The sequence below is a fragment of the Erythrobacter sp. WG genome (assembly GCF_026586795.1).
Lineage (GTDB): Bacteria > Pseudomonadota > Alphaproteobacteria > Sphingomonadales > Sphingomonadaceae > Erythrobacter.
In genome coordinates, this window is the sequence record NZ_JAPFGY010000005.1 from 25,505 (window position 1) to 41,253 (window position 15,749).

The 15,749-nt window shown below is 67.3% G+C and carries 16 protein-coding genes; 15 read left to right on the top strand and 1 reads right to left on the bottom strand.

Features of this window, described 5'->3' with window-relative positions; all coding sequences use genetic code 11:
- The first annotated feature begins 99 nt into the window (after nt 1–99).
- The 4 genes from OPU67_RS03790 to pssA all read left to right on the top strand — a co-directional run bounded on the left by OPU67_RS03790 (nt 100) and on the right by pssA (nt 3,907).
- On the top strand, nt 100–999 hold the full coding sequence (locus OPU67_RS03790) for a LysR family transcriptional regulator (protein ID WP_267617692.1): 900 nt from the start codon (nt 100–102) through the stop codon (nt 997–999).
- Nucleotides 1,000–1,071: 72 nt separating this feature from the next.
- Nucleotides 1,072–2,190 (top strand): beta-ketoacyl-ACP synthase III, encoded by a 1,119-nt coding sequence (locus OPU67_RS03795; protein WP_267617693.1) that lies wholly within the window; start codon nt 1,072–1,074, stop codon nt 2,188–2,190.
- A 71-nt stretch (nt 2,191–2,261) separates the two neighbouring features.
- Complete coding sequence (locus OPU67_RS03800; protein ID WP_267617694.1) at nt 2,262–3,014, top strand: phosphatidylserine decarboxylase; 753 nt, start codon at nt 2,262–2,264, stop codon at nt 3,012–3,014.
- Complete coding sequence (gene pssA, locus OPU67_RS03805) at nt 3,011–3,907, top strand: CDP-diacylglycerol--serine O-phosphatidyltransferase (RefSeq protein ID WP_267617695.1); 897 nt, start codon at nt 3,011–3,013, stop codon at nt 3,905–3,907. The genes OPU67_RS03800 and pssA overlap by 4 nt, the downstream gene beginning before the upstream one ends.
- Here pssA and OPU67_RS03810 read toward each other — a convergent pair.
- Nucleotides 3,858–4,148 (bottom strand): hypothetical protein, encoded by a 291-nt coding sequence (locus OPU67_RS03810; RefSeq protein ID WP_267617696.1) that lies wholly within the window; start codon nt 4,146–4,148, stop codon nt 3,858–3,860. The two genes, pssA and OPU67_RS03810, sit on opposite strands and share 50 nt — an antisense overlap.
- A gap of 303 nt (nt 4,149–4,451) precedes the next feature.
- On the opposite strand from OPU67_RS03810, the gene rpsB reads away from it, so the two are divergent.
- From rpsB to fabZ, 11 genes are all read left to right on the top strand, one after another.
- Nucleotides 4,452–5,234: a 30S ribosomal protein S2 gene (gene rpsB, locus OPU67_RS03815; RefSeq protein WP_267617697.1), complete on the top strand. Its 783-nt coding sequence runs from the start codon at nt 4,452–4,454 to the stop codon at nt 5,232–5,234.
- A 124-nt stretch (nt 5,235–5,358) separates the two neighbouring features.
- Nucleotides 5,359–6,285 carry a translation elongation factor Ts gene (tsf, locus tag OPU67_RS03820; RefSeq protein ID WP_267617699.1) on the top strand — a complete coding sequence of 309 codons (927 nt, stop codon included), beginning with the start codon at nt 5,359–5,361 and terminating at the stop codon, nt 6,283–6,285.
- A gap of 136 nt (nt 6,286–6,421) precedes the next feature.
- Nucleotides 6,422–7,141, top strand: a complete 720-nt coding sequence (pyrH, locus tag OPU67_RS03825; RefSeq protein ID WP_267617700.1) for a UMP kinase — start codon at nt 6,422–6,424, stop codon at nt 7,139–7,141.
- A gap of 18 nt (nt 7,142–7,159) precedes the next feature.
- Complete coding sequence (gene frr / locus OPU67_RS03830) at nt 7,160–7,717, top strand: ribosome recycling factor (RefSeq protein ID WP_267617701.1); 558 nt, start codon at nt 7,160–7,162, stop codon at nt 7,715–7,717.
- Nucleotides 7,718–7,862: 145 nt separating this feature from the next.
- Nucleotides 7,863–8,504, top strand: a complete 642-nt coding sequence (uppS, locus tag OPU67_RS03835) for a polyprenyl diphosphate synthase (protein WP_267617703.1) — start codon at nt 7,863–7,865, stop codon at nt 8,502–8,504.
- On the top strand, nt 8,491–9,252 hold the full coding sequence (locus tag OPU67_RS03840; protein ID WP_267617705.1) for a phosphatidate cytidylyltransferase: 762 nt from the start codon (nt 8,491–8,493) through the stop codon (nt 9,250–9,252). The genes uppS and OPU67_RS03840 overlap by 14 nt, the downstream gene beginning before the upstream one ends.
- A 7-nt stretch (nt 9,253–9,259) precedes the next feature.
- A complete protein-coding gene (gene dxr, locus OPU67_RS03845; protein ID WP_267617707.1) occupies nt 9,260–10,426 on the top strand; it encodes a 1-deoxy-D-xylulose-5-phosphate reductoisomerase in 1,167 nt (388 codons plus the stop codon).
- A gap of 16 nt (nt 10,427–10,442) precedes the next feature.
- A complete protein-coding gene (gene rseP, locus OPU67_RS03850) occupies nt 10,443–11,540 on the top strand; it encodes an RIP metalloprotease RseP (RefSeq protein ID WP_267617847.1) in 1,098 nt (365 codons plus the stop codon).
- A 190-nt stretch (nt 11,541–11,730) separates the two neighbouring features.
- Entirely contained in the window at nt 11,731–14,415 is a 2,685-nt protein-coding gene (bamA, locus tag OPU67_RS03855) for an outer membrane protein assembly factor BamA (protein ID WP_267617848.1), read from the top strand.
- Nucleotides 14,415–15,110, top strand: a complete 696-nt coding sequence (locus tag OPU67_RS03860) for an OmpH family outer membrane protein (RefSeq protein WP_267617708.1) — start codon at nt 14,415–14,417, stop codon at nt 15,108–15,110. The genes bamA and OPU67_RS03860 overlap by 1 nt, the downstream gene beginning before the upstream one ends.
- Nucleotides 15,111–15,130: 20 nt before the next feature.
- Nucleotides 15,131–15,604 carry a 3-hydroxyacyl-ACP dehydratase FabZ gene (gene fabZ, locus OPU67_RS03865; protein WP_267617709.1) on the top strand — a complete coding sequence of 158 codons (474 nt, stop codon included), beginning with the start codon at nt 15,131–15,133 and terminating at the stop codon, nt 15,602–15,604.
- Nucleotides 15,605–15,749: the final 145 nt, after the last annotated feature.

The window sequence follows — 15,749 nt, forward strand, 5'->3', positions numbered from 1 at the left end:
GTGTTGCCATGCCGGATAGGGGGTGGACGCGATTAAAGAAAATTCATATTTTGTGGTCAATCATTCTATCAGAATGAACGTTCAGCCGGAATTGCGCCGATGGCCAGCCTCAACCTCCACCACCTGCGCCTGTTCCGCGCCGTCGCCCGCGAGGGCACGCTGACCGCCGCGGCCAAGGCGCTTCACATCTCGCAGAGCGCGGTCTCGACCCAGATCAAGGCGCTCGAGGCAGACCTCGGCCACGACCTGTTCGAGCGGCGCGGGCGCAACCTCGTCCTGACCGAGGCGGGGCGGATCGCGCTCGACTATGCCGAGCAGATTTTCCGCGCCTCCGAACAGCTCGCCGCCACCTTCCGCGCGGTCGGCGGGCAGCGCAAGGTGCTGCGGATCGGCGCGCTCGCGACGCTTTCGCGCAACTTCCAGATGGGCTTCCTCGCCCCGTTGCTGGGCCGCGACGATGTCGAGGTGGTGCTGCGCTCGGGCACGCAGGCCTCGCTGCTGCGCGCCCTCGACGCCCTCAGGATCGACGTGCTCCTCACCAACCAGATGCCCGCGCGCGACGCGGCGAGCCCCTATCTGGTGCGCCGCTTGGCCGAGCAGCCGGTGAGCCTCGTGGGCGCCCGCTCGCGTCTCCTGCTTGCCGCGCGCGGCCTGCCCGTGCTGCTCGCCGAGGCGCCGCTGATCCTGCCCACGCCGGAAACCGCCCTGCGCGCAGGATTCGATGCGCTGGTCGAGAGCCTCGGCATCGTGCCCCGCGTCGCCGCCGAGGCCGACGACATGGCGATGCTGCGCCTGCTTGCCCGTTCCGACGCGGGCGTCGCCGTCATCCCCCCCATCGTGGTGCGTGACGAGCTGGCGAACGGCACCCTCTACGAGCTCGCCCAGCTGCCCGGCATCACCGAGGAGTTCCACGCCGTCACCATCGCCCGCACCTTCCCCAATCCGCTGCTGCGCGAGGTGCTCGAGGCCGCGCCCGACATGGTCGGCGCCGACGCCTGAGGCTTGCGGCGCGCGGGGGGCATGGGTAAGGCCGCGCACCCGTCCCGACGCTTGCAGGAATCGCAAAGCCCCATGACCGCTCCCCTCACCGGCCGCCCCGTCATTTCCGCAAGCGGCCTGTTCACCCCGCCCGAGAGCATCACCAACGAGGAGCTGGTCGCAAGCTTCAACGCCTTCGTCGACCAGCACAATGCGGCGAACCCCGACGCCGAGGCGCTGGCCTATTCCTCGGTCGAGTTCATCGAGAAGGCATCCGGGATCAAGGCGCGCCATGTGATGAGCAAGGCCGCGATCCTCGATCCCGACACCATGTGCCCGCGCCTGCCCGAACGAGGCAACGACGAAATCTCGGTGATGGCCGAGATCGGCGTCATCGCCGCGCGCGAGGCGCTGGCGCGGGCGGGCCGCAAGCCCGAGGACGTCGATGCCGTGCTGTGCGCCGCCTCGAATATGCAGCGCCCCTATCCGGCCATGGCGATCGAGATCCAGCAGGCGCTGGGGATCGAGGGCTTCGGCTTCGACATGAACGTCGCCTGTTCGTCCGCCACCTTCGGCATCCAGACCGCAGCCGACTACATCCGCGCCGGCAACGCGAAAAGCGTGCTGGTGGTGAGCCCGGAGATCACCTCGGGGCACTTGAACTGGCGCGACCGGGACAGCCACTTCATCTTCGGCGACGTCGCGACCGCCGTGCTGGTCGAGGATGCCGCGATCGCGCCCGCGCAGCACTGGGAGATCCTCGGCACCAAGCTGAAGACGGTGTTCTCCAACAACATCCGCAACAATTTCGGCTTTCTCAACCGCGCGCACCCGGACAGCGCCGGCAGCGCCGACAAGCTGTTCGTCCAGGAGGGCCGCAAGGTCTTCAAGGAGGTGGTGCCGATGGTCGCCCAAATGATCCTCGAGGAGGCAGACCGCCTCGGGCTCGATCCGGTCGCCCTGCGCCGCCTGTGGCTGCACCAGGCCAATGCCGGCATGAACCGCCTGATCGCGCAGCGCGTGCTCGGCCACGAGGCTTCCGAGGACGAGAGCCCGACCGTCCTCGACACCTACGGCAACACCTCGAGCGCAGGCTCGATCATCGCCTTCCACAAGCACAGCGCGGATCTCGGCGCGGGCGATACGGGGCTGATCTGCTCCTTCGGGGCGGGCTATTCGGCGGGCACGGTGTTCGTCAGGAAGGTCGCCTGACGCCGTCGGTTGCGGCCAAGTGCGGGCGACTTGCCTTGCGGCCTTGCGGCGCCGTCCCTAGAAGCTAGCCGATGGCAGGCGAAATCCTCGACAACAAGGGCCGCGGCGAGGCCGGCTGGCACTGGCCCGCGATCCACCCCGAGGGGCGCAAGTTCGGCCTGATCGCGGGTGGCACGTCGCTGTTCGTGCTGCTGGTGCTGGGCTGGGGCTTCCTCGGCTGGCTGATGCTGCTCGCAAGCGCCGGCGTCTTCGCCTTCTTCCGCGATCCGGAACGCGTAGTGCCGCAGGCCGACAACCTGATCCTGTCACCCGCCGACGGGATAGTGACGCAGATCGCGCCGGTGGAGCCGCCCTTCGAGCTTCAGATCGACGACGGGTCGGGCCATCCCGGCCTGCCCGCCGGGCCGGTGACGCGCGTTTCGATCTTCATGAGCGTGTTCGACGTCCACATCAACCGCACGCCGGTGGGCGGGACGGTGCGGCGGGTGGTCTACATCCCCGGCCGCTTCGTCAGCGCCGAGCTCGACAAGGCGAGCGAGGAGAACGAGCGCCAGCACATCCTCGTCGAGCGCACCGACGGGGTGCGGATCGGCTTCACCCAGATCGCCGGACTGGTGGCGCGGCGGATCGTGCCTTTCGTGAAGCCCGGCGACATCCTCGCCAAGGGGCAGAGGGTCGGCCTGATCCGCTTCGGCAGCCGGGTCGATGTGTATCTGCCGGCCGGGACCGATCCGGCGGTGATGATCGGCCAGAGCGTGATCGCGGGCGAGACGGTCATCGCGGTGCTCGGCCAGCGCGCGCTGATCGAGGGGATTTCGCAATGAGCCGCTCGCCGCAGCGCAGCGCCGGGCCGGCGCGGGGGCGGCGCAAGCTTCCCGGCGCGCGCTTCCTGCCCGCGCGGCTCGGGCCCAAGGCGGCCGAGGATGAGGACGAGACCGAGGGGCGCGGGGCCGCCGCGCCCGGGCTGTCGCTGCGCGCGATGCTGCCCAACGCGGTCACCGCTGCGGCGCTGTGTTCGGGGCTCACTGGCATCCGCTTCGCCACCGAGGCGCAGTGGGGCTATGCGATCGGGCTCGTGGTGCTCGCGGGCGTGCTCGACGGGATCGACGGGCGGGTGGCACGGCTCTTGAACGCCCAGTCGCGCTTCGGTGCGGAGCTCGACAGCCTGGCGGATTCGCTGTCCTTCGGCGTTGCGCCGGCGCTGATCCTGTTCATGTGGTCGCTTCAGGGCTGGCCGACGATGGGCTGGCTCGCCGCGCTCGCCTTCGCGATCTGCTGCGCGCTGCGCCTGGCGCGCTTCAACGCGCGCATCGACGTCGACGACCAGCCGCACAAGTCCGCCGGGTTCCTCACCGGCGTTCCCGCGCCGGTCGGTGCGGGGCTCGCCTTCCTGCCCTTCTACCTGTGGCAGGAGACCGGCATCGCCTGGCTGCGCGATCCCGTGCTGATGGCGCTGTGGCTGACGGTGATCGCGATCCTGATGATCTCGAACATGGCGACGCTGAGCTGGGCCTCGCTGCGCCCGCCGCGTTCGATCCGGCTGCCGCTGATCGCCGTCACCGGGCTCGCCTTCGCGGCGCTGATCCTCCAGCCGTGGTGGACGCTGGCGGTGATCTGTGCAGGCTACCTCGCGCTGATGCCCTGGGGTCTCGTCAAGTATGGACGCATCAAGCGGCGGCGCAGGCTCGAAGCGGCAGCGGCAGGGAAAGGGGCATAGGGCCAGCCGGGCGCCGTGTCGCGAAGGTGCGGCGCGGCTGGGGGAAGGGCACAACCGCCGGGCGCAGACCCATCGCCCGCGCGGGCGCGGGCGCCTGGAGCGCCAGACCGGCCCGCAGCACCTCGCCCTCGCGCAGCAATTGCTCCCACCCGGCCCGCGCCGCGCGCAGGCTGAGGGCGATGACCGCGACCGCCAGCACGCCGGCGACAGTGAATACAAGGCTGATGGCGGCGCTGAGCATGGCGGTTCCCCTTGGGTGAGCTGTTCGAATCGCGTCGTTCGTTCTTTGTTCCTTGTTCCCTACATGTTCTACCCTGTCAAGCGCCGTTCCCACCATAGTGGCCGGGCTTCCGGCAATGCGCCTGCGAGAAAGGGGCTGGATTTCCTATCGCCCTCCCGCTAAGGGCGCGCACGTTCCGGCAGCGGCATGAGGCTTCTGGCGGGGCAAATTCACATGGAAGGCGCACATACCGGTGCCGCAGGCGGGAGCTCCGCCTGACGCGGTTCCTGCCTTCCAGAGGAACAACCGGAAAGGACACGACCTATGGCGGCTCCCGTCGTCACCATGCAAGCATTGATCGAGGCCGGCGCGCACTTCGGCCACCAGACCCACCGCTGGAACCCGCGGATGAAGCCGTACATCTTCGGCGCGCGCAACGGGGTCCACATCATCGACCTGTCGCAGACCGTGCCGCTCTTCGCGCGCGCTCTGGACTTCGTCGAGCAGACCGTGCGTTCGGGCGGCAAGGTGCTGTTCGTCGGCACCAAGCGCCAGGCGCAGGAGCCGATCGCGGAAGCCGCGCGCATGAGCGGCCAGCACTTCGTCAACCACCGCTGGCTGGGCGGGATGCTCACCAACTGGAAGACCATCTCGGGTTCGATCCGCCGCCTGAAGAGCCTCGAGGAAATGCTCTCGGGTGACACCTCGGGCTTCACCAAGAAGGAAGTCCTCCAGCTCACCCGTGAGCGCGAGAAGCTGGAACTCTCGCTCGGCGGCATCCGCGACATGGGCGGCATTCCGGACGTGATGTTCGTGATCGACGCCAACAAGGAAGACCTCGCGATCAAGGAAGCGGGCGTGCTCGGCATCCCGGTGATCGCGATCCTCGACACCAACGTCGATCCCAACGGCATCGCCTTCCCGGTCCCGGGCAACGACGACGCGAGCCGCGCGGTGCGCCTCTACTGCCAGGCGATCGGCGAAGCCGCGCTCGCCGGCAAGGGCAAGTTCCAAGCCGACGTGTCGAGCGATTTCGGCGCGATGGCTGAGCCCCCTGCCGAAGACGTGATCGCCGAAGAACAGGCCGCGGAAGAAACCGAAGCCTGATTTCTGCGCGAGCGATTGGTCCGTCAATCGCCCGTCACAATCCCCCTCTAGCGCGCCCGGCATTGCCCTCCGTTCGGAGAGAGCAGGGCCGGGCGCCCCCACACACACGAAAAGGAATTTCTCCATGGCCGATATTTCCGTCGCCGACGTGAAGAAGCTGCGCGAGCGCACCGGCGCTGGCATGATGGACGCCAAGAAGGCGCTGACCGAAGCCAATGGCGACATCGAAGCTGCGGTTGACGCGCTGCGCGCCAAGGGCCTCGCCACCGCCCAGAAGAAGTCGAGCCGCACCGCGGCCGAAGGTCTCGTCGGCGTGCTGGTGCAGGGCACCAAGGGCGTGGCGGTCGAGATCAACTCGGAAACCGACTTCGTCGCCAAGAACGACCAGTTCCAGACCTTCGTGCGCAACGCCACCGCGGCTGCGCTCGAAACTGGCACCAGCGATGTCGAAGCTCTGAAGGCGGCGGCCTATCCGGGCGGCGGCACCGTGGGCGACAAGCTGACCGAGAACGTCGCCACCATCGGCGAGAACCAGCAGATCCGCCGCATCAAGCAGGTCGCGGTGACTGAGGGCGCGGTCGTGCCCTACATCCACAACGCGGCCGCCGAAGGCCTCGGCAAGATCGGCGTGCTGGTCGCGCTGGAATCGGATGCCGATGCCGAGACGCTCAACGCGCTCGGCAAGGACATCGCCCAGCACGCCGCCGCGATGTTCCCGCAGGCGCTGGACGCTGATGGCCTCGATGCTGACGTGATCGAGCGCGAGCGCAAGATCGCCGCCGAAAAGGCTGCCGAAAGCGGCAAGCCGGCTGACGTGCAGGCCAAGATGGTCGAGGGCGCGGTGAAGAAGTTCGCCAAGGAAAACGCGCTTCTCAGCCAGATCTTCGTCAAGGACGGCAAGGCCACCGTCGAAGAATACATCGCCAAGGCCGCCAAGGACGCCGGCAAGTCGATCAAGCTGGTCGACTACGTGCGCTTCCAGCTCGGCGAGGGCATCGAGAAGGAAGAGGTCGACTTTGCTGCCGAAGTCGCCGCGACGCTGAAGGGCTGATCTCCGCCCGATCGGGCAAGGCGGCCGTCGCAGCGAAGCGCTGCGGCGGCCGTTTGTCTGACAAGCGGGTTTGCGCATCGCCGCTTTGGCCGTTAAGTGCGCCCCACCCAGAGTCCAGCCGGAGCCGAAAGCCCCCATGTCCCTTCCTCCCCTCAAGCGCGTTCTCCTGAAGCTTTCGGGCGAGGTGCTGATGGGCGGCCAGCAGTTCGGCATCGACCCCGAATTCGTCGCCGAGCTCGCCAAGGAGGTGAAGGCGGCGAAGGAAACCGGGCTCGAGATCTGCCTCGTCATCGGCGGGGGCAACATCTTTCGCGGCATGGCGGGCGCAGCCAAGGGTATGGACCGCGCGCAGGCCGATTACATGGGGATGCTCGCCACCGTCATGAACGCGCTCGCCATGCAGAACGCATTGGAACAGCTCGGCGTCCAGACCCGCGTGCAATCGGCGATCGAGATGGACAAGGTGTGCGAGCCGGTGATCCGCCGCCGCGCCGAGCGCCATCTGGAAAAGGGCCGCGTGGTGATCTTCGCCGCCGGCGTGGGCGCGCCCTATTTCACCACCGACAGCGGCGCGGCCCTGCGCGCGGCCGAAATGAAGTGCGATGCGCTTCTCAAGGGCACCAGCGTCGACGGGGTCTATGACAGCGATCCCAAGCAGAACCCGCAAGCGACCCGTTTCGACACCGTGACTTACGACCGCGTGCTCGCGGACAATCTCAAGGTGATGGACGCCTCGGCCGTGGCACTGTGCCGCGACAACAAGATTCCCATCGTGGTCTTCTCGATCCGCGAGAAGGGCAACCTCGCCCGCGTGCTGGCGGGCCAGGGCGTCCAGACCATCGTGCAGGACAGCTAAGCAGAAGGAACCCCAGCCATGCCGCAATTTGACAAGGCCGATGTCGAGCGCCGGATGAAGGGCGCGGTGGAATCCTTGAAGAGCGATCTTCAGGGCCTGCGCACCGGCCGCGCCAACACCACCCTGCTCGATCCGGTGCAGGTCGAGGTCTATGGCTCGATGATGCCGCTCCAGCAGGTCGCCACGGTTTCCGCGCCCGAGCCGCGGATGCTCAGCGTGCAGGTGTGGGACAAGTCGAACCTCCACGCGGTGGAAAAGGCGATTGCCTATGCCAACCTCGGCCTCAATCCGATCATCGACGGCCAGACGCTGCGCCTGCCGATCCCCGATCTCACACAGGAGCGCCGCAAGGAGCTCGCCAAGCTCGCCGGGCAGTATGCCGAGAAGGCCAAGATCGCGATCCGCAACGTGCGCCGCGACGCGATGGAAAGCCTCAAGACCGACGAGAAGAAGAAGGAAATCTCCGAGGACGAGCGCAAGCGGTCCGAGGAACAGGTCCAGAAGCTGACCGACCAATACGTCAAGGAGACGGATGAGGCGGCGGCCAAGAAGGAACAGGAAATCCTGACGCAGTAAGGCGGGTGGGGGTGCCAACTTGCCGTTCGTGTCGAGCGAAGTCGAGACACACCGCAGCAGGGAAGGCCTCTCGACTTCGCTCGAGGCGAACGGACAGTTGGGGTTAGGGTTGGACCAGTCGCGCGCCAGACATGTCGCCATCATCATGGATGGCAATGGCCGCTGGGCCAAGAAGCGGGCCCTGCCGCGCGCGGTCGGGCACCAGCGGGGCGTGGAGGCGGTGCGGCGGCTGGTGCGGGCGCTGGAGCCGATGGGGCTCGAATGCCTGACGCTCTACGCCTTCTCCTCGGAAAACTGGAAGCGCCCCGACGAGGAGGTCGACGACCTCATGAACCTGATGCGCAAGTTCATCAAGTCGGACCTGCCCGAATTCGTCGAGAAGGGCGTCAAGCTCAAGATCATCGGCGACTGGCAGAGCCTTGCGCCCGATATTGTCGCGATGCTCGAGGATGCGCTGGCGCAGACCGCGAACGGGCGGCAGACCTTGGCGGTGGCGCTCAATTACGGCGGCCAGCACGAGATCGCGCGCGCCGCGGCCAAGGCGGCCTCCAAGGGCGACGTGACCATCGAGACGATCACCGCCGAACTCGACACCGCCGATCTGCCGCCGCTCGATCTGCTGATCCGCACCAGTGGGGAGGTGCGCCTGTCGAACTTCCTGCTGTGGCAGGCGGCCTATGCCGAGATGCTGTTCGTCGACACGCTGTGGCCCGATTTCGAGCCTGCGCATCTCGAACAGGCGCTCGATGATTTTGCGCGGAGGGAGCGGCGATATGGCGGTCGGTAACCGGGTGCGCGATCCCAAGGCGGGGACCAGCGACCTGCCGGTGCGCTTCGCCTCGGCAATCGTGATGCTGGTGCTCGCGGGCGGCGCGCTGTGGCTGGGCGGCTGGTTCTGGACCGGCTTCGTGGCGCTGCTCGCGCTGGGCGTTCTGTGGGAATGGAACCGCCTGATCGGCGCCTTCGGGATGAAGGGGCTGGGCGAGACGATCTGGTTCTTCGCCGGCATCGTCTATGTCGGCGGCGCGGCGCTCGCCATGCTGACGGTGCGCAACGGACGGCAGGTGCTGCCGCTCGATCCCGAAGTTTCGGGTTACGGGCCGCTCGAGGTGCTGGTGGTGTTCATCGCGCCGATCGTCGCGGTCGATGTCGGCGCCTATTTCGCGGGCCGGGCGATCGGCGGGCCCAAGATCGCGCCGCGGATCAGCCCGGCCAAAACCTGGGCGGGGCTGGGCGGCGGGGCGACCTTCGCGGCGCTGGTCGGCGTGCTGGTCGAGCTCACCGATTTCGGCCCGGCCGCCGCGCCCGGCACCAGCGCCGTCGCGCTCGGGATGGCGGTGGTCACGGGCGTGCTGATCGCGGTGATCGCGCAGGCGGGCGATTTCTTCGAGAGCTGGATGAAGCGCCGTGCAGGGGTCAAGGATTCGGGCGCGCTCATTCCCGGGCATGGCGGGCTGTTCGACCGGCTCGACGGGTTCATCGCGGTGTTCTTCGTGCTGTTTGTGATTGCCACCCTGCCCGGTTTGCTGGGATGATGCGGCGATGAACCGCTCGCTCACCCTGCTCGGCGCCACCGGCTCGATCGGCGCCTCGACGCTCGATCTGGTGCGGCGCAATCGCGACCGATGGCAGGTGGAGGCGCTGACCGCGCAGTGCAGCGCGGCCGAGCTGGCGGCGCTCGCCATCGAGTTCGATGCCAAGCTCGCTGTGGTTGGCGACGAGCGCTGCCTGCCCGAACTGCGCGAGGCGCTGGGGGCGAGCGGGATCTCGGCGGTGGGCGGACGGCAGGCGCTGGTCGAGGCGGCGGCGCGGCCCGTGGACATGACGGTCGCCGCGATCGTCGGCTGTGCGGGGCTCGCCCCCGTCATGGCGGCGATCGAGCGCGGCGGCACCATCGCGCTCGCCAACAAGGAGGCGCTGGTCTCGGCGGGCGAGGTGATGATGCAGGCTGTCGCCAAGCACGGCGCGACGCTCCTGCCCACCGATTCCGAGCACAACGCGATCTTCCAATGCCTCGCCGGAAACCGCATCGAGGATGTGGCGAAGATCACCCTCACCGCAAGCGGCGGCCCCTTGCGCACCTGGTCGATGGAGCGTCTCCACGCCGCCACCCCGGCCGAGGCGGTGGCGCACCCCAACTGGTCGATGGGCGCCAAGATCAGCGTCGATTCCGCGACGATGATGAACAAGGGGCTCGAATATATCGAGGCCTATCACCTTTTCCCGGTGGGGCTGGAAAAGCTCGCCATCGTCATTCACCCGCAGAGCGTGATCCACTCGATGGTCGAGTTCCGCGACCGCTCGACGCTGGCGCAGCTCGGCCCTTCGGATATGCGCGTGCCGATCGCCTCGTGCCTCGCCTGGCCGCAGCGGATGGAGACGCCGCTCGCCCCGCTCGACCTCGCAGCGATCGGCGAGCTGACGTTCCACGCGCCCGACGAGGAACGCTTCCCCGCCACGCGGCTGGCGCGCGAGGCGATCATGGCGGGCGGCAGCGCGCCCGCGATCCTCAACGCGGCGAACGAAGTTGCGGTCGCCGCCTTCCTCGCCGGTCAGATCCCGTTCACCCGGATTGCCGCATTGGTGGAAGAGACGCTCGCGCGCAGCAACGACGCGCCGCGCCCCGAGAGCCTCGCCGAGGTGCTCGCGCTTGACCAATCGGCTCGCAGGCAAGCCCAACGCCTGCTGGAGACCACCGCCCTTGTTTGAGAGCCCCCCTTTCTGGATGTATGCGGTCGGCTTCGCGCTGCTGCTCGGGCCGCTCGTCACCTTGCACGAGCTCGGCCACTTGCTGGTGGGACGGCTGTTCGGCGTGAAGGCCGAGGCCTTCTCGGTCGGTTTCGGCAGGGAAATCGCCGGTTTCACCGACCGCCGCGGCACGCGCTGGAAGCTCTCCGCGCTGCCGCTGGGCGGCTACGTCCAGTTCAAGGGCGATATGAACCCCGCCTCGGTGCCCGATCCCAGCGCGCCCGTGGAGCCCGGCAGCTTCCAGCACGCCGACCTGTGGAAGCGCGCCCTGATCGTCGCGGCGGGGCCCGTCACCAACCTGTTGCTGGCGATCGGGATCTTCGCCGCCTTCTTCGTGGTGGTGGGCAAGCCCGTGATCGTCGGCGAGGAGGATTCGCGCACGATCGGCGCCTTCGCCGAAGGCAGCGTCGCCGAGGCTGCCGGGATACGGGTGGGCGACCGGGTGGTGGCGATCGACGGGAGGCCGGTGCGCGACTTCACCGACATGAAGATGAAGGTCGCGCTCCATCCCGCGACCCCGATGGTGTTCACCGTCGAGCGCGCCGGGACACGCATCGACGTGCCGCTCGTCACCGCCAAGATCGAGCGCACCGACAATTTCGGCAATGTCAGCACCGAAGGTCTGGTCGGCATCGCGCCGGCCGGCGGCACCTACGAACTGCGCAAGGTGGGCGTCCTGGAAGCGGTCCCGCTGGGGGTGAAACAGGCCTGGGATTTCACCGGCATGATGATCACCGGCATCCGCCAGATCGTCTCCGGCGAACGCTCGGTGAAGGAGCTGGGCGGGCCGCTCAAGATCGCCAAGTACTCGGGCGAGCAGATGAGCATGGGGGCGGCCGCCTTCATCCATTTCGCCGCGCTCATTTCGCTTAATTTGGCATTCATCAATTTCTTGCCAATCCCCGCGCTCGATGGCGGGCACCTGCTGTTCTACCTGGTCGAGGCAATCCGCCGCCGGCCGGTCGGGCCGCAGGCGACCGAGTGGGCCTACCGCACCGGCATAGCCCTGGTGCTGATGCTGATGGCGGTGGTGACGGTGAACGACATAATCGGGCTCCCGGTGTTCGGAAGCTGACTTCGCTGCGGTGGATAGGGCCGGGCCTTTGGCGCTCGCGGCTTGATTGCCCGGGGCACATCGGGCACAGGCGTCAGCCGGGGTCGAGGCAGGCACGCGCGGGCTGCACGGCCCCTTCGCGCATCAGGGTTGAGAACGGGATTTTAGCTGCATGAACCGATTGAGCGAGACGGGCACCGGACCGGCGACGATGAACCGGCACGCCCATCGCCGTCCCCTGCGGGCCGCCGGCCTGCTGTGCTGCGGCTCGATGCTCGCCGGGATGCCCGCGCTTGCCGCGGCGCAGCAGACCGCTCCGGCGCCCGCCGCCCAGCAGTCCGCGCCGGCCCCGGCGCCGGTCGCGCGCGGCACCACGATCCGCACGATCAACGTGGTGGGCGCAGAGCGGCTCGAGCCGACCACCATCCTCAGCTACATCCGTCTGCGCGTCGGCCAGGAATACACCTCGGCCGCCGCCGACGAGGCTTTGAAGGACCTCGGCGCGACCGAGCTGTTCGCCAACTTCTCGATCCGCAACGACGGTGGCGACGTGGTCATCACCGTGACCGAGAACCCGGTCATCAACCGCATCGTGCTGGAGGGCAACAAGCGCCTCAAGAACGACAAGATCCTGCCCGAGATCAAGCTCGCCCCGCGCCAGATCTTCACCCGGTCCAAGGTCCGCGCGGACGTGGCGCGGATCATCGAGCTCTACAAGCGCCAGGGCCGCTTCGCCGCGCAGGTCGAGCCCAAGATGGTGCAGCTGCCGCAGAACCGCGTCGACATCGTCTTCGAGATTTCGGAAGGGCCCAAGTCCAAGGTCCGCCAGATCAACATTCTCGGCAACGAGAAGTTCTCCGACGGCAAGCTTCGCGGCGAGTTCGTGACCAAGCAGGCGCGTCTCACCAGCTTCTTCAGCTCGAACACCAGCTACGATCCCGATCGTCTCGCCTTCGACCAGCAGAAGCTGCGCCAGTTCTACCTGACTGAAGGCTATGCCGACTTCCGCGTCGTCTCGGCCGTGGCCGAGCTGACGCCCGATCAGCGCGACTTCATCATCACTTACGTGGTCGAGGAAGGGGAGCGCTACAATTTCGGCGAGGTCAAGGTCGACAGCCAGCTCAGGGACTTCGACAGCGACGCGATGAGCGCCAACCTGCCGATGAAGGAGGGCGATTTCTACAACGCCAAGCAGGTCGAGGACACGGTCGAGCAGCTGACCGAACTCGCCGGCCGCTTCGGCTATGCCTTCGCCGACGTGCAGCCGCGCTTCAAGCGCGATCCCGACAACCTCAAGATGAACGTCACCTTCGTCCTTCGCGAGGCGCCGCGCGTCTATGTCGAGCGGGTCGACATCAACGGCAACACGCTCACGCAGGACAAGGTGATCCGCCGCGAATTCCGCATCGCGGAGGGCGACGCCTTCAACAGCCTCGCGGTGCAGCGCACCAATGCGCGCATCAACTCGCTGGCCTATTTCCAGGAAAACTTCGAGGTCAAGCAGGTCGAGGGCAGCGCGCCCGACCGCATCGTGCTGGAGGCGAACGTCGAGGAGCGCCCGACCGGCGAACTCCAGTTCTCGGCCGGCTTCTCCTCGATCGAGCAGTTCATTCTTGCCGGCTCGATCCGCCAGCGCAATTTCCGCGGGCGCGGTCAGACCATCGGCCTGTCGCTCAACTATTCGCAGTTTTCGCGTTCGGCGCAGGCGAGCTTCTCCGATCCCTATATCTTCGATCGCAACATCTCCGGCGGGATCGACATCTACCGGCGCGATTTCCAGAACTTCAACTTCCTGAACAACGATCGGAACACCAACTTCCGCCAGGCCACCACCGGCTTCTCTATGCGTGCGGGCGTGCCGCTGACCGAATACATGGCGCTGATTGCGAGCTACACGCTCAACTACGACGACGTGACGCTCGACCGCACGCAGTTCTTCTCCGACATCAACGGGGACGGGATCACCGAGTGCGATCCGCTGCTGGCCGGGCGCTTCCTGTGCGACGCGATCGGCTCGCGGCTGTCCTCCATCGTCGGCCTCAGCCTCAACTACAACTCGCTGAACTCGCGCATCCGCCCCTCGCGCGGCAAGACCGTCAGCCTCAGCGGCGAATTCGCGGGGCTGGGCGGCGACGTGCGCTACATCCGCTTCCGCGGCCGCGCGCAGCAGTTCTGGAACGTGGGCCGTTCGGGCTTCATCTTCTCGCTGCTGGCGGAAGGGGGCACGATCATCCCCCTGCAGGAACGCTCGCAGCCGGGTGTGGACGACGTGTTCCTCAACGACCGCTTCTTCCTCGGCGAGCCGCAGATCCGCGGCTTCGCGATCCGCGGCGTCGGCCCGCGCGTCATCACCCAGACCTCGCAGCTCGACGATCTCGGGCGACCGATCCTCGATGACCAGGGCAACCCGCTGTTCTTCACCAGGCGGCGCGAGATTCGCGACGATGCGATTGGCGGGCGCAACTACTATCTGGGCCGGGCGGAGCTCGAAATCCCGCTCGGCAGCGGCGCGCGCGAGCTGGGCCTCAGGCCCTCGATCTGGACCGACGTGGGCGCCTTGTGGGGCGTCGAGCAGCCGATCCTGACCGTCAACCCGCTGGGCACGCAGCTGCGCAACGAGAATGGTCAGGCGCTTTACGAGATCCCCGGCACCAACACCATCACGACCGATCCGACCCAGCCTGATGGGTCGCCCAACGCCAGGCTGATCCAGAACGGCAGTAACATTCGCGAACTGTTCCTCGGCAACTCGCCGAGCCCGCGCGTCACCGCCGGGATCGGGGTCAACTGGAATTCGCCCTTCGGACCTTTCCGCATCGACTTCGCCCAGACCATCCGCAAGGTCGAAGGCGACGACGAGCGGCGCTTCACCTTCAACGTAGGAACCCAATTCTGATGACACGTCTTGCCACCATTCTCGCCTCTACCGGCCTGGCGCTTGCCGCCACCATGGCCCTTCCGGTCCAGGCTCAGGTCCAGGGCAATATCGCTTCGGCCGACGTGCCGGGCTCGGTGATCGGCTCCACCGCCTTCCAGAACGCCTACAAGCAGATCGAGACCAGCTACGCCCAGCAGATCGAACTGATCCGCACCCGCGCGCAGGAACGCCAGACGCTGCTCGCCAAGTTCGACAAGAACGCCGACAAGCAGGTCGACGACAGCGAGCTCGAAGCCCTCCGGAAGAGCGCCGACGCCACCAAGCTCCAGAGCCTCGAGACCGAGATCCAGTCGGTCAGCAACCAGATCGACGCGGCCCGCGTCTATGCGATCGAGCAGATTCTGGTGCAGGCCGGCCCCGCGCTCCAGGAAGTGGTGAAGGCCAAGAACGTCAAGGTCGTGCTCGAGCCCGGCTCGATGCTCTACGCGCCGCCGGAGATCGACATCACCCCGGCGATGGTCACCGCCTTGAACACCAAGGTGCCGTCGGTCCAGGTCGTCCCGCCGCAGGGCTGGCAGCCGAGCCAGGAGGGCGTGCAGATCTTCCAGCAGATCAACCAGCGCCTCCAGCTCGCCCAGCTCATCCAGCAGCGTCAGGCCGCGCAGGGCCAGCAGCAGCAGCAGGCCAATCCCGCTGCCCCGGCGGGCCGCTGAGGCGGACGGAGAGACACGCGATGAGCGACGCGGGTAGTACGCCGGCAGAGGTGCTGGATTACGACATCGTCAAGATCCTCAAGGCCCTGCCGCACCGCTACCCGCTGCTTCTGGTCGACCGCGTGAGGGCGATCACGCTCGGTGAGCGCATCCACGCGGTCAAGGCCGTGAGCATGAACGAGCAGTTCTTCCAAGGCCACTTCCCGGGCGCGCCGATCATGCCCGGCGTGCTCCAGATCGAGGCGCTGGCGCAGGCCGCGGGCATTCTCGGGATCGAGACGATGGAGCTCGCCGGAACCGGCAAGCTCGTCATCTTCATGGGGATCGAGAACGCCAAGTTCCGTGCTCCCGTGACCCCGGGCTGCCTGCTCGACCTCCACGTCGAATTCACCCAGAAGCGCAGCCGCGTCTACAAGTTCAAGGGCGTGGCGAGCGTCGAGGGCAAGACCACCTGCGAGGTCGAGTTCACCGCAATGATGACCGACGCGCTTTGAGTTGCGCGGGCCCTCTGGGCCGGCGTCCTCAGTGCGTTCCGAGCCCTGTGGACCCGGCACCTGCGGCTCGGCCGCGTGGCCTTGCGGCCGCTGCGCGATGGATCGGGCTTGCATATCCGAGGTTGCAATAGGCTGCGTTCCCGAC